General features: G+C 63.9%; 17 protein-coding genes, 1 pseudogene and 1 riboswitch. Of the genes and pseudogenes, 8 read left to right on the forward strand and 10 right to left on the reverse strand.

Translation table 11 applies throughout. The annotated features are described in order from the left end of the window. Window positions 1-251: 251 nt before the first annotated feature. From CDV46_RS07565 to CDV46_RS07575, 3 genes are all read left to right on the forward strand, one after another. On the forward strand, window positions 252-632 hold the full coding sequence (locus CDV46_RS07565; RefSeq protein WP_087686662.1) for a hypothetical protein: 381 nt from the start codon (window positions 252-254) through the stop codon (window positions 630-632). 90 nt (window positions 633-722) lie between these two features. Then, window positions 723-968 carry a hypothetical protein gene (locus CDV46_RS07570; protein ID WP_058377790.1) on the forward strand — a complete coding sequence of 82 codons (246 nt, stop codon included), beginning with the start codon at window positions 723-725 and terminating at the stop codon, window positions 966-968. A gap of 82 nt (window positions 969-1,050) precedes the next feature. Then, complete coding sequence (locus CDV46_RS07575) at window positions 1,051-1,629, forward strand: EF-hand domain-containing protein (protein ID WP_087722231.1); 579 nt, start codon at window positions 1,051-1,053, stop codon at window positions 1,627-1,629. A gap of 168 nt (window positions 1,630-1,797) precedes the next feature. Here CDV46_RS07575 and CDV46_RS07580 read toward each other — a convergent pair whose 3' ends face one another. From CDV46_RS07580 to CDV46_RS07595, 4 genes and pseudogenes are all read right to left on the reverse strand, one after another. Further along, window positions 1,798-3,168 (reverse strand): DUF3100 domain-containing protein, encoded by a 1,371-nt coding sequence (locus CDV46_RS07580; protein WP_087686660.1) that lies wholly within the window; start codon window positions 3,166-3,168, stop codon window positions 1,798-1,800. A 463-nt stretch (window positions 3,169-3,631) separates the two neighbouring features. Next, window positions 3,632-5,146 carry an aldehyde dehydrogenase family protein gene (locus CDV46_RS07585; protein ID WP_087686659.1) on the reverse strand — a complete coding sequence of 505 codons (1,515 nt, stop codon included), beginning with the start codon at window positions 5,144-5,146 and terminating at the stop codon, window positions 3,632-3,634. A gap of 86 nt (window positions 5,147-5,232) precedes the next feature. Next, window positions 5,233-6,183 (reverse strand): annotated as a pseudogene (locus CDV46_RS07590) (NAD(P)-dependent oxidoreductase); the annotation flags it as partial. A 70-nt stretch (window positions 6,184-6,253) separates the two neighbouring features. After that, a complete protein-coding gene (locus CDV46_RS07595; RefSeq protein ID WP_087686657.1) occupies window positions 6,254-7,159 on the reverse strand; it encodes a VOC family protein in 906 nt (301 codons plus the stop codon). Between the two features lie 174 nt (window positions 7,160-7,333). Here CDV46_RS07595 and CDV46_RS07600 point away from each other — a divergent pair, with 174 nt between their 5' ends. Then, entirely contained in the window at window positions 7,334-8,272 is a 939-nt protein-coding gene (locus CDV46_RS07600; RefSeq protein ID WP_087686656.1) for a LysR family transcriptional regulator, read from the forward strand. Window positions 8,273-8,780: 508 nt separating this feature from the next. Beyond that, the gene (locus tag CDV46_RS07605) at window positions 8,781-9,842 is read left to right on the forward strand and encodes a porin (protein WP_087686655.1); all 1,062 of its coding nucleotides are present in this window, start codon (window positions 8,781-8,783) and stop codon (window positions 9,840-9,842) included. Window positions 9,843-9,989: 147 nt separating this feature from the next. On the opposite strand, the gene CDV46_RS07610 is transcribed toward CDV46_RS07605, so the two are convergent. The 4 genes from CDV46_RS07610 to CDV46_RS07625 all read right to left on the reverse strand — a co-directional run bounded on the left by CDV46_RS07610 (window position 9,990) and on the right by CDV46_RS07625 (window position 14,447). Continuing rightward, on the reverse strand, window positions 9,990-11,105 hold the full coding sequence (locus CDV46_RS07610; protein ID WP_176399032.1) for an autotransporter outer membrane beta-barrel domain-containing protein: 1,116 nt from the start codon (window positions 11,103-11,105) through the stop codon (window positions 9,990-9,992). A 291-nt stretch (window positions 11,106-11,396) separates the two neighbouring features. Continuing rightward, window positions 11,397-11,879, reverse strand: a complete 483-nt coding sequence (nrdR, locus tag CDV46_RS07615) for a transcriptional regulator NrdR (protein WP_058377782.1) — start codon at window positions 11,877-11,879, stop codon at window positions 11,397-11,399. An 18-nt stretch (window positions 11,880-11,897) separates the two neighbouring features. Then, on the reverse strand, window positions 11,898-13,145 hold the full coding sequence (glyA, locus tag CDV46_RS07620) for a serine hydroxymethyltransferase (protein ID WP_087686653.1): 1,248 nt from the start codon (window positions 13,143-13,145) through the stop codon (window positions 11,898-11,900). 98 nt (window positions 13,146-13,243) lie between these two features. After that, window positions 13,244-13,351: riboswitch (ZMP/ZTP riboswitch) on the reverse strand. A gap of 100 nt (window positions 13,352-13,451) precedes the next feature. After that, entirely contained in the window at window positions 13,452-14,447 is a 996-nt protein-coding gene (locus CDV46_RS07625) for a zinc-dependent alcohol dehydrogenase family protein (protein WP_087722308.1), read from the reverse strand. A gap of 142 nt (window positions 14,448-14,589) precedes the next feature. Here CDV46_RS07625 and CDV46_RS07630 point away from each other — a divergent pair, with 142 nt between their 5' ends. Next, on the forward strand, window positions 14,590-15,684 hold the full coding sequence (locus tag CDV46_RS07630) for a LysR family transcriptional regulator (protein WP_087722233.1): 1,095 nt from the start codon (window positions 14,590-14,592) through the stop codon (window positions 15,682-15,684). Here CDV46_RS07630 and CDV46_RS07635 read toward each other — a convergent pair. Continuing rightward, on the reverse strand, window positions 15,671-17,095 hold the full coding sequence (locus tag CDV46_RS07635) for a hypothetical protein (protein WP_140413319.1): 1,425 nt from the start codon (window positions 17,093-17,095) through the stop codon (window positions 15,671-15,673). The genes CDV46_RS07630 and CDV46_RS07635 overlap by 14 nt on opposite strands. Window positions 17,096-17,318: 223 nt before the next feature. Here CDV46_RS07635 and CDV46_RS07640 point away from each other — a divergent pair, with 223 nt between their 5' ends. Beyond that, window positions 17,319-17,876 (forward strand): DUF523 domain-containing protein, encoded by a 558-nt coding sequence (locus CDV46_RS07640; RefSeq protein ID WP_087722235.1) that lies wholly within the window; start codon window positions 17,319-17,321, stop codon window positions 17,874-17,876. 86 nt (window positions 17,877-17,962) lie between these two features. Here CDV46_RS07640 and CDV46_RS07645 read toward each other — a convergent pair whose 3' ends face one another. Beyond that, the gene (locus CDV46_RS07645; RefSeq protein WP_058377777.1) at window positions 17,963-18,544 is read right to left on the reverse strand and encodes a DJ-1/PfpI family protein; all 582 of its coding nucleotides are present in this window, start codon (window positions 18,542-18,544) and stop codon (window positions 17,963-17,965) included. A 165-nt stretch (window positions 18,545-18,709) separates the two neighbouring features. On the opposite strand from CDV46_RS07645, the gene CDV46_RS07650 reads away from it, so the two are divergent. Next, window positions 18,710-19,360 carry a TetR/AcrR family transcriptional regulator gene (locus tag CDV46_RS07650; protein ID WP_087722236.1) on the forward strand — a complete coding sequence of 217 codons (651 nt, stop codon included), beginning with the start codon at window positions 18,710-18,712 and terminating at the stop codon, window positions 19,358-19,360. Window positions 19,361-19,470 lie beyond the last annotated feature (110 nt).

The following is a 19,470-nucleotide window of genomic DNA, read 5'->3' on the forward strand; positions in this document are numbered from 1 at the left end:
TCGAGTCGATTGGGTTCGCGAAGCGGTACCGCTCGAAGCCATTACAAAGACTTACAAGATCGCGCGATCTTATTCACGCATCGAGCGTCGAACCCTTGTCTATCCATGATGACGACGGGTGGGATGAACACTACCCTCGCAAGGAGGTCATGATGCGAATCAACCGAACTGGCGCTAATTCCGGCGCAGCTAGCAATACTCAGAATACTCAGCAGGGCGTAACACGCTCATCGAGTACCCCGAAGCGGCGCGTGGCGTCTGCGCTCACCGCGACGGGTTTCGCCGCAGTGCTGCTCACGATTGCGGGCTGCGCGTACCAGGCGCCACCGCAACCGCGTCTGCCGTATCGCGGCAACGAGTCGACCAACCCGGCGTATCAGCCGGATTGCGGGCCGCCGCCGTATGCGGCCGGCTCACCGTGCAGCCCGTACGCCGCACCGCCGGCACCCGTGGCGCCGGCGACCGATGCTTACGGGCGTCCGTACCCGCCGACCGACGGTTATGGCCGACCGTATCCGTCCGATGCCCAAGGGCGTCCGTATCCGCCGCCGCCCCCGCCGCCTGCGTATCGGGAGAGCAACCCGGCCAATGGCATGGGCGCGCCGGAGAACGGGTCTGACACGGCCCACTGATGCATTCCACGAACAGCAGGCCCACACGATCAAATCGAGCGTGGCCTGCAACACCCGGGGCACCGTGCCCCTTTGAAGGAGCCATGCTTCATGAAAACGACTCAACAACGGATCTCGCGCACTGCCGGCACCCTGCTTCTCGGGGCTGCGCTGATCGGCTCGCTGGCAGGTTGCGGTGGTATGACGCCGCGTGAGTCACGTAACACCGCCGTAGGTGCTGGTGTCGGCGCGCTTGGCGGCGCACTGATCTCCGGTGGCGACCTCGGCACAACCGTCGGGGGCGCCGTCGTCGGCGGCGTGATCGGTAACGTCGTGACGGGCGACCGCCGCCGTTGATCGGCGATCAACGATCGACCATTGACGGTACGCCGCACGTTGCGCCCCGCCCTACCGCATGACATTCAGGAGAAAGTGCGACATGACCACTTCCGACACCAAACGCCAACGTTCGCTGAGAACGATTGAAACCCTGCGCACGCGCCGTATCGGCCGCGCAACGCTGGCCGCGATCACGCTCTGTGCCGGCGCTGCCGCCCTCTCGCTGGTCGCGCTGCCGAGCTACGCGCAGTCAGCCGCTCCGATCAACGGTGTGGTGCCCACGACCCCGACGGCCCCGCCGCCGCCTGCCGCAGGCCCCGACTTCGGTGACGCCGCCGACCAGAACGCCGCGCTCGGTCTGTATTTGCAGCGCTCGTTCGACGCCATCGATACCAATCACGACGGCAAGATCGACCGCAATGAATGGGCGGCCTATCAACGCAGTCAACTGGAAGCCCGGCGCGCCACCTTCGAGCGCTACTTCAAGGCGGCCGACAAGGATGGCGACGGCTATCTGAGCCGTGACGAGGTCGCCGCCGCCGAACCGTTCCTGTACCAGCATTTCGACGAAATCGACGTCAATCACGACGGCAAGCTCTCGCCCGCCGAGATTCGCGCCTACTTCCGCCGCTACTATCACGAGCGCTCTCAGGCTGACGCGGCTACAACGAAGCCCTGAACCGGGTCGACGCAGGCGGCGAGGTACCCACCGCCCAACCCTTCGGCCAATAAAAAACGCCACGGCAACCGATTGCCGTGGCGTTTTCTATTCAGACGTCAGCCCCCGGCGGTCGACCACCGGAGACTTCATATTGCGGGCGCTGGTTTCAAGCGCCTGCGACACACATTACGGATGCGTGAAGAACTGCGCAATCACGGCTGCACCCATGAACGTGCCGGCGTTCGCGAGGAACGACACGACCACGATGCGCCAGCCCAGCTTGCGGAAGGCAGGCACGTCCTTGGCCACCGACAGACCGGCGAAGGTCAGCATCGGCGTCACCAGCGACAGGAAGTTGATCTTGCCGGTGAACTGCTCGACGATCGGCGCATACGGGAAGGCCGGCGACGTCAGGAACATGGCAACCAGCGACACCCAGCACACAGCCGGCACCTTGCGGCGCGTGATGTAGTACAGCGCTTCGCCCACGAGTACGGCGCCGATGATGACCAACATGCCCGGCACACCGTCGATGAACGACGTCTTGAAGGCCATGCTGTTACCCAACAGTGCCAGCGCGCCCGAGAACACCCAGGCGAACAGACGCGCGCCGAAGTTCATGTCGACGGTGTGCGCCTTGCTGGCTTGCTTGAGTTCCTGTGCGGCTTCGGCGTCGGCCACGGCAGCGGCTTCGGCGTTGGCACGGCCACGCTTGGTCATGCGGCCCAGCACCGGCTCCATCACGCGATAGCCCCAGACGGCGAGCGGCAGCGAGATGAACAGCGTGAAGTACGTACCGATGGTCGTCGTGATCAGGTTCGACGCCGCGGCAAACGTGGCGACTTCCTTGGCGACTTCCGGCGTCTGCTGTGCGGCAATGGCACCCGCAGCAGCAGCCATCATCGAGCCCGAACCCACACCGGCACCCATCGCGAGCGCATGCGGATTGAAGATGTTCAGGCTGGCGATAAAGCCGGCGAACAGCGAGATGAACACGGCGCCGAAGATCGTACCCGTCAGGTATTCGGCCAGCACGCCACGGCCTTCCGGCGAATCGAAACCGTACTTTTCACCGATGATCGCGAGGCTCGGCTCACGGCCGACCGAGAAGGTCGCGCCGATGGCTTCACGCTTGATGCCGAGCATCAGGGCAACCGGCAGGCCGAGGATGATCGTGCCGACGAAGTGGCCGAACTCCTGGAACACCAGCGCCCAGCCGGCGGCCACGAGCTTGGGCAGCGAGCCGCCCACGAGCAGGCCGAGCTTGGCGACGAAGAGCAGCAGCGCCGGTTGCAGAATGGCGGCAGCCTTGTGTTGCATCGACAGATCGATCTGAGCGAAGCGCGGCAAACGTGCCGACGCCAAACCGAGCGCGGCGCCGAGCAACAACGCCCAGACCATCGGCAACAGCACGATCTTGCCGTGACCGGCCTTGATACTGATTGCGCCAATCAGTTCTGCGATCACGAGAATCACGATCGCCCATACGTACAGGCGCACGCCTTCGTTGAAGGCGCCCCCTTGCGGCTTGGCCGCGTTTTGTTCCATGACTGCCATCTGGGTCTCCACTGCACTTGCTGTTGAACCGGTCCGGTGCCATCCGGTCGACCGGACGGGGTACGAACAATTCGGTGATTAACGTTGTAAGTAACCGCTGGTCAATGCTGGATCAACCGGTGGTCGAGGTAATTCGACGCGCCGTCCGCCCGACTGCTGCGGACTTCCCCCATAGCGCCTCGCAGCGGCATGTTGGCACGCCTCGGTGACAGTAACAGCGCCCCGCGCAGAACCCCCCGAAGGGCGGCATTATACGCGGGTAAAAAACCCCTTCAGGCCACGAATCTCGCAGGCTGAAACGGCGACGCGACAAACGAGGCCTCACGGCCGGCGTCTGACACGTTGACCTCACTTTCCAAACAACTACCGACAAGAAGACAGCACATTCTCATGGCTTGCGCGCGGCTCCCGTACAGCGGGAAACCGCGCGCCCTACGCGTCAAACCATCAGACCATCAAACGATCAGACGTAACCGAACGGCGTTGCCGGGTTGGCGGCCGTCTCGACCCACACGCTCTTGGTCTGCGTGTATTCGTACAACGCTTCCACGCCGCTGGAGCGACCGTAGCCGCTGTGGCCGTAGCCACCGAACGGCGAGGCCACGTTGATCGTCTTGTAGCCGTTGATCCAGAACGTACCGGCGTTGACCTGCGCGGCCACGCGATGCGCGCGTGCGACATCCTGCGTCCAGACCGCACCGGCCAGACCGAACTCGCTGTCGTTGGCGATCGCCAATGCCTCTTCTTCCGTATCGAACGGAATGGCGACCACCACCGGCCCGAAGATTTCGGTGCGCGCCACGCCCATCTGATTGTTCGCGTCGGCCAGCACGGTCGGACGCACGAAGAAGCCGCCGTCGCTGCGCTGCTGCGAGCCGGCCGCGAGACGCGCCCCGCCCGCCACACCCGCGTCGATCATGTTCATCACGTGCTGATACTGGGTGCGGTTACAGATCGGACCGACTTCGGTCGCGTCGTCCATCGGCTCGCCCACACGAATCTTTTCGGCACCGCGTGCCAGCATGTCGATCATCTCGTCATACACGCCGCGCTGCACCAGCAGACGCGAACCCGCCACGCAGCTCTGGCCGGCGCTCGAGAAGATGGCCGCTTGCGCACCGAGGCAGGCACGCTTGAGGTCGGCATCGTTGAACACGATATTGGCCGACTTGCCGCCCAGCTCCAGCACGCTCGGCAACAGGCGCTGCGCCGCTGCCGCGGCAATCTTGCTGCCGGTCGCGGGCGAGCCCACGAACACCACTTTCTTGATGACCGGATGCGAGATCGCAGCTTGCCCGGTCGTGTGGCCGAAGCCCGCGAGCACGTTGATCAGGCCGCGCGGCAGGCCGGCTTGTTCGGCCAGCGCTGCCACCACCAGCGAGCTGGCCGGGGTCAGTTCCGACGGCTTGAGCAGCACGCCGTTGCCCATCGCAATGGCCGGGGCAAGCTGCCAGCCGCAGGTAAACACCGGCGCGTTCCACGGCGTGATCTGCAACACCACACCCATCGCTTCGCGGCGCGTGTAGTTCAGGTGCGTGCTCGGCACGGGAATCACATCGCCGAAGAACTTGTCGGTCCAGCCGGCGTAGTACTCGAACATCTCGGCGACCTTGCCGACTTCACCGCGGCAATCGCGGATCGGCTTGCCTGCGCCGATCGATTCGAGCTGCGCCAGCGCTTCGGCGTTCTCGCGAACCTTCGCGCCAATGGCCTGCATGACACGGCCGCGTGCGGCGTGCGTCAAGGCCCACCACGTCTTTTGCGCGGCTTGGGCCGCATCGGCGGCCTGCGCCACCACGTCGGCGCCGGCATCGCGGTAAGTCAGTACTGCCTGCCCCGTGGCCGGGTTCACGATGTCGATCGTGCTCTCGCCGGTGCCCGTGACCAGTTCACCGTTGACATACGAGCCGAGGGTCGTGGCGTTGGGGAAGAACTTTGCGAATGCGCCAAGCAAGGCGGCGGCTTGGTTGTCTGCCATGAAAAATACTCCGTGCAATACGTGCTACGTGATACGCCCCGAGGCGTCCGTTACAGCCCCTCGGGGTGTCAATGAACTGAGGGAAATTACGCGCGACCGGCTTCGATGAACTGCACGATGCGGTTGAAGTCTTCGTCGTCGCCGACCGACGCGGCGCTGGCGGCCCACAGGCGGCCGACTTCGGCCGAGAGCGGCCCGCTATCGAGCGTGCCGGTCTGTTCGGCGAGCGCCATGGCCAGGCGCACGTCCTTGCGCATCAGCTTCATCGTGAAGCCCGAGTCGAACGCGTCGTTCAGAATCCACGTCGGGTAATTGGTCTGCGTAATGCCGCTGCGGCCCGAGCCGGCGTTCAGGCCTTCGAGCACCTGAGCGGGTTCGACACCCGCCGCCGTCGCCAGACGCATCGCTTCACCCGCGACGATCAGATGCGCGGCGCACATCAGGTTGTTGATGAGCTTGGTCACGTGACCCGCGCCCACATCGCCGATGTGCACGCGCTTGGCCGACATCGTGGCCAGCACCGGCTCGATGCGGGCGATGTCGTCGACCGAGCCACCCAGCACCATCGTGAGCGTGCCGTTCAGCGCGCCCTTCGGGCCACCCGAGACCGGCGCATCGACCAGCGCGATACCTTTCTCGCGCAGCGTCGCGGCCAGCGCTCGCGTGCTTTGCGGATCGGCCGTGGACGTGTCGATCACGATCAGCCCTTCCCGACCATTGGCAGCAATGCCGTCGGCGCCGTTCACCACGGCCTCGACAACCTGCGAGGTCGGCAGCGAGAGCACGAGCGCGTCGGCTTCGCGGGTCAGTTCCGCGACCGAATTGCGCAAGCCGATGCCCGCCTCCGCCAGCGCCGCCCCGGCGGCCGGCGACGGATCGAAACCGAGCACCGTGAAGCCGCCGCGCTGTAACGACAGCGCCATGCCACGCCCCATATTGCCCAGACCGACCACTCCGATGATTTTCATGTTGACTCCAGTTTCACTGCGAGAATGGCGCCGCCCCCACGGGCAACGCCGCGTTGTTCCGCCCCCCGGTTTGCACCGGCGGGTTGTCTATTCATAACACGCTATTATTTTGGAATACTACGGAATATTCAGAGAGACATCAGTGATGGTGATTCACGAACTCCAGCACCACGTTACCCGCGAACTCCGGTTCGACCACGAGGCCATGCTCGTTGTAGCCGTACGGTACGCCGTTCTCGCGCCATAACGCCTCGATGTGCGCGAGGTCTGGCGCGTGCAGCGTGAGCGCCACGGCGTGGGTGCGGGTGGCCTGTGCCATCGGCAACCCCACGGCGGCAAAGCGGGCCTCGGCCCGTTGCGGCGAAAGGGCCCGGAAATGCCCGCATCCGGTATCGGCCATCGCGCCGCCCTGATAAAGGTCGACATGGCGTGCGCCGTAGATCCGTTGCCAGCGCGTGGCCAACTGGCGTAGCGCCTCCGGATCGGGTGTCACGTACGTGACGCCCACGACGCCGGTCACCCCGTTGGGATGTTGCTGCCAATCCGGCACCCAGATCAGCTCGGGCCGATGCTGGTGGCAAATGAAATTCGACGCGTCGCCGAGTCTGTCGTCGACAAACAGGCCGAGGGAGACCACGGCTTCGTCGGGTGTGCCGTCGGGTTTGGTCATCGGCCGGCGAAAGTCGATGAACCCCTGCGTTTCGATGCCCGCCTGCGTCAGTCGGCTGTGGTCGGCGCGCGCGTCCTTGCTATGCAGCGCGACCAGCGATACGCCTTCCTCGCGAGCCAGAAAGCGGCCAAGAAACCGGCCAAAACAAAAGTCGCCCTGCGCGTTCGTGCCGAACTTCCGGGCGTCGTCCACCCCGATCAGCTCGATGAAGTTATTGCCGAACATCATCAGCGAGGTCACCGTGCCCCACGGGTGATACGACACCGGGGACGGGGTGAAGCCCATACGCTGGTAATGCGAAAGACGCCGCGGATGGTCATGCACTGTGACCAGCGGATGATCGATACCGAATCGGGTATTGCCCGGAGGAATCATCTACGGCACCTCACGTGAAATCTGGCGCGGAATCGGGCCGCCGTCGTCGGGCTTCGCCTGGGTTCGTTGCCCGTCGATGGGGCCGATCCGCATGCTTCGCAGTGTGGAGTGAAAAAAAACCACGCTCAATGACAACGCTTGAAGATTTTTGTTCTAATTATTAGTCTTTAGGGCATGACACCCGCCATCAATGAAAACCGCCTGCCCTATCTGTTCGAAGCCGTGCAGTGCGGCACCATCCGCGCCGCTGCCGACCGGCTCGACATCGCGCCGTCCGCCGTCAGCCGTCAGATCGCCCTGCTGGAGGCAGAACTCGCATTGCCGCTGATCGAGCGTCACAAGCGCGGCGTGCACCTGACGCAGGCCGGCCGCCTGCTCATGGAGTACTACCGCGAGCAGCGGGCGCACCAGGAAGACCTGCTGGCAAAACTACAAGAAGTGAGAGGGCTGCGGCGCGGCCATATCCGGCTCGCCGTCGGAGAAGGTTTCGTGAGCGACCTGATGGGCGCGCCGCTGCGGTTTTTCTGCAAGCGCTACCCGGACATCACACTCACGCTGGATCTGGCGGGCACGAACGAGGTCATGCGCGCCGTGGCCGAGGACGACGCCGATATCGGGCTCGTGTACAACCCGCCCGCCGAGCCCAAGATCGTCTCGCGCGCCCAGATGCGTCAGCCAGTGCACGCCATCGTGGCACCCGATTCGCCGTTGCGCGCCCGGCTCGCGCAGCAACCGCCGGGTACCGCGCTCAAGCTCGACGACCTGTACGACACCCCGCTCGCGCTCATGCACGGCGCGTACGGCACCCGTCAATTGATGGAACTGGCCGAGCAGGCCGAGAAGCACCGCCTGAGCGCGACCGTGACGACCAACTCGATCTCGGTACTCAAGCACTTCGTCCGCGCCGGGCTGGGCGCGACCTTTCTGCCGACGTTTGCCGTCTCGCAGGAAGTCGAGGCGGGTGTGCTGTGTGCACTGCCCGTCGACCATCCGATTCTCGCGAGCGCCGAAGCGCATCTCATCACCCGCGCGGGGCGGCGCCTTTCCGGCGCGGCCAATCGGCTGCTCACCCATCTGGCCAGCAAGATGGAGGCGTTCGGCGCGCCCGACTGATCCTTCCCATGGCAATACCGCAGTTTGGAATACCGCCACCAGGTTGTAGCCACGCAACAATCGGGGTACTAAGCCTTTACCCGATGTTGCGGGGCATCGAATTCGGATATAAATGAGCCATTCGAGCGAAGGTGCGCTTTGCGTGACAGCAAAAGTCTCCTCTGCGTGACGGCCCCGCCAACGGTTGCCGCTCACCGCCTTCGCCACCGATTCCGGTTGCACGGTTCGCGTCAGGATCGCGTCCGCTGCATCCCCAACGCCAGTGGACTGCCATGACTACGAACTCTGACGACCAGAGCGTGACGGCATCACTCGCAAGCGCCCGCGCTCCCTCACGCGGCTCGCGTTGCCCCGGCGTTCCTGCATGCCGATGTCTCACCACTCGTGACGATTTTTCAGGCTTTACCGAAACCGTAATGCGTTGTCTCCGCATGGACGACGCGCGACGACGACGGTCATAACCACGCAAGTCGAAGGTGCGGGGCAAACGCAACCTGGGGAGCAGACCATGAAAAAGAAGCTCATCGCAGCTAGCCTGCTTTGCAGCATCGGAACGATCGCGCACGCGCAATCCAGCGTGCAACTGTATGGCCGTCTCGACGGCGGCTTCCAGTACATGAGCAACTTGCAGGACGGCAACGGCGGCACCACCTCGCGCTGGAGTGCGCAGGGCGGTGACTACGGCACGAGCCTGTTCGGCCTGCGTGGCTATGAAGATCTCGGGCAGGGATTGCATGCGGTATTCAATCTGGAAGGCGGCTTCCAGTTGATGAACGGCTACAACAACAACGGCTCGGGTTCGATCTTCGACCGGCGCGCGTTGGTGGGCTTCGTCTCGCAGGGTTGGGGGCAGTTCACGATCGGGCGCAACCTGTTCATCAGTAACGGGGTGTGGGACTTCGATCCGTTCCAGCAGCAGGCCTTCTCGTCCGCGTCGCTGGTACGCGGACGCAACTGGCCGCAAGCGAGTAACACAGTCAATTATCAGAGCCCGAACTGGTATGGCTTCGATATCGCCAGCCAGTACGCCTTCTCGAACGTCGTCGGGCAGTTCACGAGCGGCCGAGGCCTGGGCGCCCAGTTGACGTACACCCACGACCGCTTTCAGTTGCGCGCGTTGTATGACGAAATTCGCGATTCCAACGGGCGGTTCACCGACGTGTTCGCGTCATCGCGCGAGTACTTCGCCGGTGCCAACATTTTCCTGAACCGCTTCACGGTGTCGCTGGGCTATACGCACATGTCGGCACCGGATGCGCCGACACCGAACTTCGCCACGCGTGCCGATCACTACTGGGCCGGCGTGAAGTATCAGGCGACGCAAGTGTGGGCCGCGAATGCCGCCGTGTATCACGTCAACGTGCCGAGCTTCGGTCACGCGACGATGTTCGAATTGGGCACGACGTACAACCTCTCGAAGCGCACCTTCCTGTATGGCACGGTCGCCTACGTGTTGAACAGCGCCAACCAGAGCTTCTCGGTCGCGGCGATTCCGAGCGATTCGCTCGACAACCCGCCGCCAGGAAAAGGCCAGACCGGCGCGTATATCGGGATCTCACACTCATTCTGACGTCGCGGCCGCCGCGTTACAGCGCGAGGCTGGCCAGTCCGTCATCTCACGAAAAACCCGCCGGGCCCTCTGGGCTGCGGCGGGTTTTGCTTTGTGCACGCGCTGATCGTGACTTTCTGCCGTCAAGTATCGGGGTGACGCCTCGGCTTAGAAGCGATACCGCGCCGAGACACCGCCCCCCACGGTGGTTTCACCGCGGCGGGCGCTCATGCTGCCCCCGACATGCACGTCGAACTGCTTCTGGAATTGAACGTCAACGCCAAGATCGGCCGTAACGATGTGGGCGCCGAGCTTCGCGCTCTGAACCGTGAACGAACGCGTGGCGCCGTAGAAGGCGTTGGTCAGGCTGCTGCGCTTGTCGCCAAACTCGTACTCGTAGGCCACGCGTAGCGAGGGAATCGCCTTGCCGCCCCCCACGTTGACCAGTTCGCGCCACAGGCGCACGCCGACGATGCCACGCGTTGACGTGCGCGACTGCGAGCCGATCTTCAGGGCATTCTCAGCGGAGATGCCGCCGCCGGTCTCGTCGAAGGCGTTCACGCGCGTGGACAGGAAGCGCATACCCAGCGTCGAATCCACGTTGATGCCGGCAAGGGCATTGCGCCGCCCCACTTCGCCGAACGCGCCGAAGGTGTTGCCTCGCGTGTTGCTTTTGATGCGCGGCGAAACGTCGCTCGTGTCGATGCTGCGATCGCTCTTCAGGCTGTGATTGGTGTACGACACGCCGCCGTTGACGAGCCACTGCTGGTCACTCAGATGCGACGCGTACACACCCAGACTGACGCTGTTGACCCGGGCTTCGCCCAGTTGATCCTCGATCTGCGAGTTGTGATTGCCCACGCCCAATGACGCGCCAACGATCGTGTTCGCACTGATTCGCGAGTCCACACCGATCGCACCGTTCACGCCACGCACGTCGAACAACCCCGTTTCGCCGTTTTGATGTGAGCGCTCGCCGGTGAACGACGCCCAGCCGACGATGTTTCTGCCGTCGGGCGCAAGGCCCTTGCCGGGGGCGTCATCGAACATCGCCCCGCCGCTCATCATCCGTGTTTGCATGGCCCGTTGAAATGCGCTGGCCGCCCCTTGCGCCATGGCGGCGTTGTTCAACTGCGCCGCGCCTGAGAGCACGATGAGCGTGCGGCGCATTTCAGCCACTTCTTCAGCATTCGCCGGCGACACCCCCATCGAGAAAAGCGCAACCGCCGCTGAGAATATTCCGCCGATACGAAGCGTGAACGACTGATAACCCACTGCTTTCATTTGATAACCCCTCATTTAATTCGCGAGAAATGATGAATCGCTTCATCACGCTCCAGACGACGGCATATCGCCATCCGGCAAGGCTCGCGAATTCTATGAGGCGGCTTATGGAAAGCCGGTCACCCATACGTTCTTTTAATACATCACTCAATCTTCATTTGGACGTTTTCCCAACATTGCAGATTATCGACATTAAATTCACGGAATGAATAGCCAATAAAAAACCCGCCGTACCCTTTCGGGAACGACGGGTTTTCCGTCCTGCATGCGCAGCGTTTGCAGCGCTCGTGTTCAGGCCACCGGCTTGCGCTTGGGCTTGACGTCGGTGCTGTCGATCTCTTCGAGCACATCGCGGAACTCCGCAATGTCTTCGAAGCTGCGATACACCGACGCGAACCGGATGTACGCGATCTTGTCCAGACGCTTGAGCTCGCGCATCACCAGTTCGCCAATGCGCTGGCTCACCACTTCGCGCTCCGCGCCGGCCAGCAGCTTGTACTCGATGCGCGCAATCGCGGCATCCATCGCTTCGGCACTCACGGGGCGCTTGCGAATCGCCAACTGCATACTGGCGCGCACCTTCGCACGGTCGTACTCCGCACGGCTGCCGTCTTTCTTGACGACGGCCGGCATCGTCAGCTCGACGCGCTCATAAGTGGTGAATCGCTTGTCGCACGACGGACAGCGCCGGCGCCGCCGAATGGCAGCGCCGTCTTCCGCTTCACGCGAGTCGATGACTTGCGTGTCGTCATGCCGGCAGAACGGGCAACGCATGCGTGCGGGGCCGTCCGCTTAGCCGTAGACCGGGAAACGCTTGGTCAACTCGGCCACTTGTGCACGCACCTTGGCCAGGTTTTCCTCGTTTTCCGGGTTTTCGAGCACGTCGGCGATCAGGTTGCCGACCAGCTTGGCTTCGTCTTCCTTGAAGCCGCGCGTGGTCATTGCCGGCGAACCCAGACGCACACCGCTCGTGACGAACGGCTTTTCCGGATCGTTCGGGATCGCGTTCTTGTTCACGGTGATGTGCGCAGCACCCAGGGCGGCTTCCGCTGCCTTGCCGGTGATGTTCTTGGCGCGCAGATCGACCAGCATCACGTGCGATTCGGTCTTGCCCGACACGATGCGCAGGCCGCGCGCCACCAGCGTCTCGGCCAGCACGCGAGCGTTCTTCACGACTTGCTCTTGATAAGCCTTGAATTCCGGCGTGGCGGCTTCCTTGAACGCGACGGCCTTACCGGCGATCACGTGCATGAGCGGGCCACCCTGAATGCCCGGGAAGATGGCCGAATTGATCGGCTTCTCGAACTCGGCCTTCATCAGGATCACGCCGCCGCGCGGGCCACGCAGGCTCTTGTGCGTCGTGGTGGTCACGAAGTCGGCGTGCGGCACCGGGTTCGGGTACACACCGGCGGCGATCAGACCGGCGTAGTGCGCCATGTCGACCATGAAGTACGCGCCGACCGACTTGGCGATCTGCGACATACGCTCGAAGTCGATCTTCAGCGCGAACGCCGAGGCACCGGCCACGATCAGCTTCGGCTTGTGTTGCTGCGCGAGCTTCTCGGCAGCGTCGTAATCGATGTCTTCGTTCTCGTTCAGGCCGTAGCTCACCACGTTGAACCACTTGCCCGACATGTTCACCGGCGAACCGTGCGTCAGGTGACCGCCGTGGGCGAGGCTCATGCCCATGATCGTGTCGCCCGGCTTGAGCATGGCGAAATACACGCCCTGATTGGCTTGCGAGCCCGAGTTCGGCTGCACGTTCGCGGCTTCTGCCCCGAACAGCGCCTTCACGCGGTCGATCGCCAGTTGCTCGACGACGTCGACATATTCGCAACCGCCGTAGTAGCGCTTGCCCGGATAGCCTTCGGCGTACTTGTTGGTCAGCTGCGAGCCCTGCGCTTCCATCACGGCCGGGCTGGTGTAGTTTTCCGACGCGATCAGCTCAATGTGGTCTTCCTGACGCTGATCTTCCTTCTGAATCGCGGCCCAGACTTCGGGATCGACGGCGGCAACAGTGGATTTCGATTTATCGAACATGGCGTTTGCGTTGAATTGAACAGGTTTTCCGGGAGGGGATGGCGCAGCGCATCTTCCTTTGTGCTTTGGAAGACGATAGACAGGGCAGCACCAACCATCACGGCTGCCCAGGCGAACGGCAAATAAGACCCCAGCGCTTCCCGGTGGGTTGCTCCACCTCGGGCACACAAGGCTGTGCACCCTAATCGCCAGTCACGCGGGGTTTGTGGCGTCGATAGTGTATGCGAGCTTTGGGCGTTAGGCAACCGCCCATGCCGCCCGCCGCGCGCGCCCCTCTTACGCCACTCTTACGCCCCTCTACGCCCGTTACACGCGCACAACAACCTTGCCGAACGCCCCCCGGCGCAGGTGCGCCAAGGCTTGGCCGAAGTCTGCGAAATCGTAGACGGCGTCGACCACCGGCACGATTTCATGGCGGTCCACGGCGGCGGCCAGCGCTTCCAGTGCCCGGCGATGGCCGACGCCGATGCCCTGAATCTGTGCCCGCTTGCCCAGCACGCCGTAGACCGGCGCGCGCAGGGTCTCGCCGTCGAGCATGCCGATCACGGACACCTTGCCGTTAGGCGCCAGCGCCCGCATCGTCCCGGCCATATCGCCCCCGGCCAGTTCCAGCACCTGTTCAACACCGCGTCCGCCGGTCAACGCGAGCACCTCGTCGGCCCAGCCCTCCGTGCGCTGCACGCCATGCGTCACACCGAGCGCCGCCGCGCGCGCCAGCTTGTCCGGGCTGCCGCTGGTCACGATGGCCTTCGCCCCATGCGCGAGCGCCAATTGCGCGCCGAACAAGGCGACCCCGCCGGTGCCGGTCGACAGCACCGTCTGGCCCGGCTGCAACTTGTGGCCCGCTTCGAACAGCGCAAACCACGCCGTCAACCCGGCGCACGTCAGCGTAGACGCCGCCACGTCGTCGAGCGTGGCGGGCGCTGCCAGCAGTGTGTCTTCGGCAAAGACGGCATATTCACGCAGCACGCCCTGCAAGGTGCCGCCGAAGACCTTGAGCCCGTCCGGCGCGGCTTCGCCGTCGATCCAGCGGTCCCAGAACGTATTGATCACCCGGTCGCCCGCCGCCACGCGCGTCACGCCCTCGCCGACAGCGACCACCTCGCCCGCCATGTCCGAGCCCGGCACGAACGGGAATGTCACCGGCAAGCCCATACCGGTGTCGATCATCAGTGCATCGCGGAAGTTGAGCGACACCGCCTTCACCTTCACCAGCACTTCGCCCGGGCCGGGCTGGGGAATGTCGACCGTGGCCAGTTCCAGTGCGTTTTCGCCCAGCGTCGCCATTTGCCACTGTTTCATCGTCTTCATCGCTTGATCCTTATCTTGGGGAACCCCGCCGCACGGAAAGCGCGTCGGGTAGACAAGAATCAGCTTATTGGAGAATACTTCGAAGCAGTGACGGCAATTTATCCACTTATTGGCGATATCTTGGAATCAATTAATGGTAATCACTGACGGCTATACGCCCGACCGGCTCTCAGGCATCTCCGCTTTTGTGGCGGCGGTAGACGCGGGCAGCTTTGCCGGTGCCGCCGAGCGGCTGCACCTCACGCGCTCGGCCGTGGCCAAACGCATCGCCCGGCTCGAAGCGCGGCTGGGGGTACGGCTCTTTCACCGCACGACAAGAAGCCAGCATCTGACCGACGAAGGCGAGACGTTCTATCAGCGCTGTATCAAGGTGTTGTCCGAGTTATCGGAGGCGGAAGACGAACTGAGCGCCGGCACGCAATCGCCGATGGGTAAGCTCCGGGTCACGATGCCGGTACAGATCGGGCGGCAGTGCATTGCCCCGGTGCTGCTGGCCATGGCGAAGGCGCATCCGCAATTGCGTCTGGAAATGGCGTTCAGCGACCGGCGCGTGGATCTGATCGAAGAAGGTTACGACTTGGCCGTGCGCAGCGGGCGGCTCGACGATACGCCCGGTCTCAAAGCGCGCTCGCTCGGCGAGCAGACGATGATCCTGTGCGCGTCGCCCGGCTATCTGGCCGAATTTGGCACCCCGCGCACCTTCGCCGATCTGGCCGATCACGAACGCCTGATGTACGGCCGGGGTGGCAATCTCTACGAATGGCCGGCGTTTGTGCCCTGCGCGACGCCGGGCGCCTCACGCCCTGATGGCCGAATCGATACCGATACCGAAACCGATGCGGGTGCGGGTGCGGGTGCGGGTGCGGGTGCGGGTGCGGGTGCGGGTGCGGGTGCGGGTGCGGATGTTGATACGGGTGCCAATACCCGGTCGCCCGCCAATCGCACGTCCGCCGGTTTTCGCCGGGGGCGCACGGCGCGTTTCGTACTCGACGACCTCGTGGCGCTGGTGACAGCAGCGGAGCAAGGGCTCGGCGTCGTCTGCATTCCGCACTGGGTGGCCGCCCTGCCGCTGAGCCACGGGACTCTGGTTCGACTGATGCCCGACACCCGCTCGGCCGGCACCCCGCTTCATCTCGTCTGGCCCGATACCCGGCACCCGTCGCCGAAACTGCGCGCCGCCATCGACGCGCTGGTGTCGGCGCTCATCCCCGAGTTCAAAGGTGCATGAATGGCGATTGCTGGGCGATGATGGCAGCGGCCCGTGTCGGATGCGTGCGCGCCCATGCCTGCCCCGCCCACTCGCCGCCCAGCAGCCGCATGAGACTGTCGCGCCGGGACAGCAGGCGATGCACTTGCGCCGGCGCATCGCATCGACCGTGGAGCGGGCCGCCCATCTCCGCGCAGGCGAGTTGGCTGGCAGTATTCGCCCACGGCAAAAGCGTGTCCTGATGAATCCTGCCGAGCCGATACGCCATTTCGGCAGCAACGGCACGCGCACTGGTCGGGTCCTTCAGCGCATCGATGACAACGTCCTCCTTGGCGTCGGGCGTGAACCCCTTCAATCGGCGCACGAACGGCGCGTACTGCTCTCCATAGGGAAATTGCGTGAGATCGGTCAGTGAATCGGGCGGCAATTCAGCCGAGAAACATGCGGCATCACGCCGGAACGCCGACGTCAGCGGCGGCAGCGCAGGCAAGCCAGTCCGTTGCGTCACGGCCACTTCGTAACCGGTATCTTTGCAGGTGCCCTGAAACCCCATTTCCAGACACGCACCGAAGTCCACCGTCATCATGCGCGGCAAGTCTTCCTTGTCACGCCACACGCCCACGTTTTCCATGAACACGTTGCACAAGTCCCAGTTGCCTAGCCAGAGCGCGGCGATGTAGTGCCGCTCCAGTTCGCATTGGTAGACGTCGGGCAACATCTCGCAGAGCAGGCCGAGCATGGCGTTGCGGCTTGTGACCTCCCCCGCGTAGATCCTCGCGCATTGCGGCGAGAGCGCCCAGAACGCCGCGCCCTCCTGCTTGCACAACTTATCCATGACTCTGCCCGCCATGTGGGCGCCGATGCGCGCGCCGTCGCAGATCGTCGTGCACTCGCTGTCGTGCGCCTGACTCACGACCGCCCGGCGCGCTTCTTCGCCGATCAGCCAAAGGCCGAAGTCTTCGTACGACGGCAGATAGACGCTCGCGAGATGCAGCCTGCCGGACTCGCGCGTGCCGTCGAAAGCCTCGTCGCACCCGCGCACGAGAAACGTTGTCGGGGTCGGCAACCCCATTGCGCCGAAGAGACGCGACGCGAGCCATGCCTGCGTGGTGTGCCACGCATCCGGGCAGCGCTTGACCACGTATTGCGTAGCATTTGCGTGAGACGCCAGCGTCATGCGCACTGCGGCGCCTGTCGCGCCCATCGGCAGTGCATCGCGTACGCGTTCCGCCGACGAGAAATCGTATGGCCCGATCGCCGGCAAGGCCGCCGCACTGCCGTCGTGGCCAACGACGGCGCCGTGCATGCCGTGCGGCCCCATCTCCGGCAGCGCAGGGCAATCGGCAAACGGGTGCTGTAACGCTTCCGGCACAGGCGAAAGGCGCGCGCCATCGGGGACACCATAGGGTCGGGCAAGGTCAACGCGGTGCATGGCGATCCTCCATCATCGTGCGATCGTTTGATCGTTTGAAGGGACCACCGCCGCGAGGCCGTTCTGCGCGCCAACAGCCGTGGTCAGAATCGGCGGATTCTGCTGCGCCGCGCGACGAAAGGCTTTCGAAAACGCGCCGCATTCGGACAAACCTGACTCACCTGATTGGGCTGACCGATCTGACACATTCACACGCACGCGCCCCCGTGATAGGCTCCGGCGCATGTCTACGCAGCCCACTTCTCCCCTCGCAACATCCGGCGCGCGCACGCCTCGCATTCTTGTCAGCAGTTGCCTGCTCGGTCAGCCGGTTCGCTATCACGGGCGCGCGGCGCCTTGCGAGGCCGAGGCCGCCGCCATCCTCGAACGTTGGCGCAAGGCGGGCATCATCGCCGCCGTCTGTCCGGAGGTTGCTGGCGGTTTGCCTACGCCGCGCCCGCCCGCCGAAATCAGCGCGGCGGCGGGTGGTGAACGCGTCTGGCAACAGTTGGCGCGCGTGATTGACGACACCGGCGCCGATGTCACGGCCGAATTCATTGACGGCGCCCAACGCGCACTGGCTATCGCCCAGCGTCACGGCATCCGGATTGCGGTGTTGAAGGAAGGAAGCCCGTCGTGCGGCAGCACGTTCGTGTACGACGGGACATTTACCGGTGCAAGAATCGCGGGGCGCGGCGTGGCCGCTGCGTTGTTGCGCGAGCACGGCATCGAAGTCTTCAGCGAGCACATGCTCGCTGCCGCAGACGCCCGTTTGGATGCGTTGAACGGCCAAGGCAACTGAAGCGTCCTGACGTCTGCAATTCCCGTGACGGCAATGAAAAACGGGGGCCGTCACTGGCCCCCGCTGCTTACGGCATCACCTCATTCTCAAAGCTCGATCTTCGTCCCCAGTACGGCGAGGAACTGCGCAATCCATGCGGGATGCGCGGGCCATGCCGGTGCCGTGACAAGCTTGCCGTCGGTGTGCGCCGCGTCGATCTCGATCTCCATGTACTTGCCGCCTGCGAGCCGCACTTCCGGCGCGCACGCCGGATACGCCGAACACTCGCGCCCTTCGATCACACCGGCAGCCGCCAGCAATTGCGCGCCGTGGCAAATCGCTGCGATCGGCTTGTCGTTCTCGGCAAAATGCCGCACGGCGGCGAGCACCTGCTCATTGAGGCGCAGATACTCCGGTGCGCGGCCGCCGGGAATCACCAGCGCATCGAAATCGGCCGGTGACAGGCCATCGAACGTTGCGTTGAGCGTGAAGTCGTGGCCGCGCTTCTCGCTGTACGTCTGATCGCCTTCAAAATCGTGAATCGCCGTGCGCACCTTGTCGCCCGCCTTCTTGCCCGGACACACCACTTCCACGCGATGCCCCACGGCCATCAGTGCCTGCACGGGCACCATCAGTTCGTAGTCTTCAACGTAGTCGCCAGCCAGTACCAGAATCCGCTTCTTGCCCATGAGACTCTCCGTTCAGAGAAAAAATGGAAGGAAACAGCACGCCCATGTTACCCAATTCCGGTGACGCCCTCGGGACAGCGTTGGCGGACTTCCCTTAAACTGACGCCGCTGCCTCCGCAGTTGCCCGCGCAGTTCCCCAATTACTGACTCTCGTGAATTGACCCGATGCCTGTGAGACCCCTCAAAGCGAAGCTGCCGGAGACCGCACCCACGCGCCCCCGCACCAAACCGGCGGAGGTTCGTCTTGAAGAACTGATGGGGGCGGCCGAAGCCTTGTTTCTCGCGCAGGGCGTGGAAGCCACGACGATCAATGAAATCGTCGAGAAGGCGCAGGTGGCCAAGGGCACCTTCTATCACTACTTCGCTTCCAAGAACGAGATGCTCGACGCGCTCGGCAAGCGCTATACCGAGCAGTTCATGGCAACGTTGCAGGCCGCCGTCGATGACTGCGCAGCAGACGACTGGGTGCAACGGCTTCGCGTGTGGATTCAGACGAATGTCGAAACCTATGTGAAGACCTACCGCACGCACGACATCGTTTATGCCCATCACCACCACCACGACCGCACCAACCGGGACAAGAACGCCATCCTCGACCAGTTGACGGAAATCATCGTGCGCGGCAAGGCGGCGGGCGCGTGGGCGCCAGAGGAACCCCGCGTTGTGGCGCTGCTGATTTACTCGGGCGTTCACGGCGCGACAGACGACCTCATCGCGGCCAAACCGAAGCGCGCGCAAGACGGCGCCAAGTTTGCGCAAAGCCTCTCCGAGGCGTGCCTGCGGATGCTGTCCCCCATCGCAAAGCCGATCAAGTAACGCCATCGCGGCACATCCACGTCAACGATCGACGGGACAAAAAAAACCGCGTGCCGAAGCACGCGGTGTCAAGCCGGCGCAATGCGCCGTCGGTCAATGGTGAGCCCCTG

This window comes from Pandoraea sp. PE-S2T-3, assembly GCF_002179965.1.
In the GTDB taxonomy this organism is placed as follows: Bacteria; Pseudomonadota; Gammaproteobacteria; order Burkholderiales; family Burkholderiaceae; genus Pandoraea.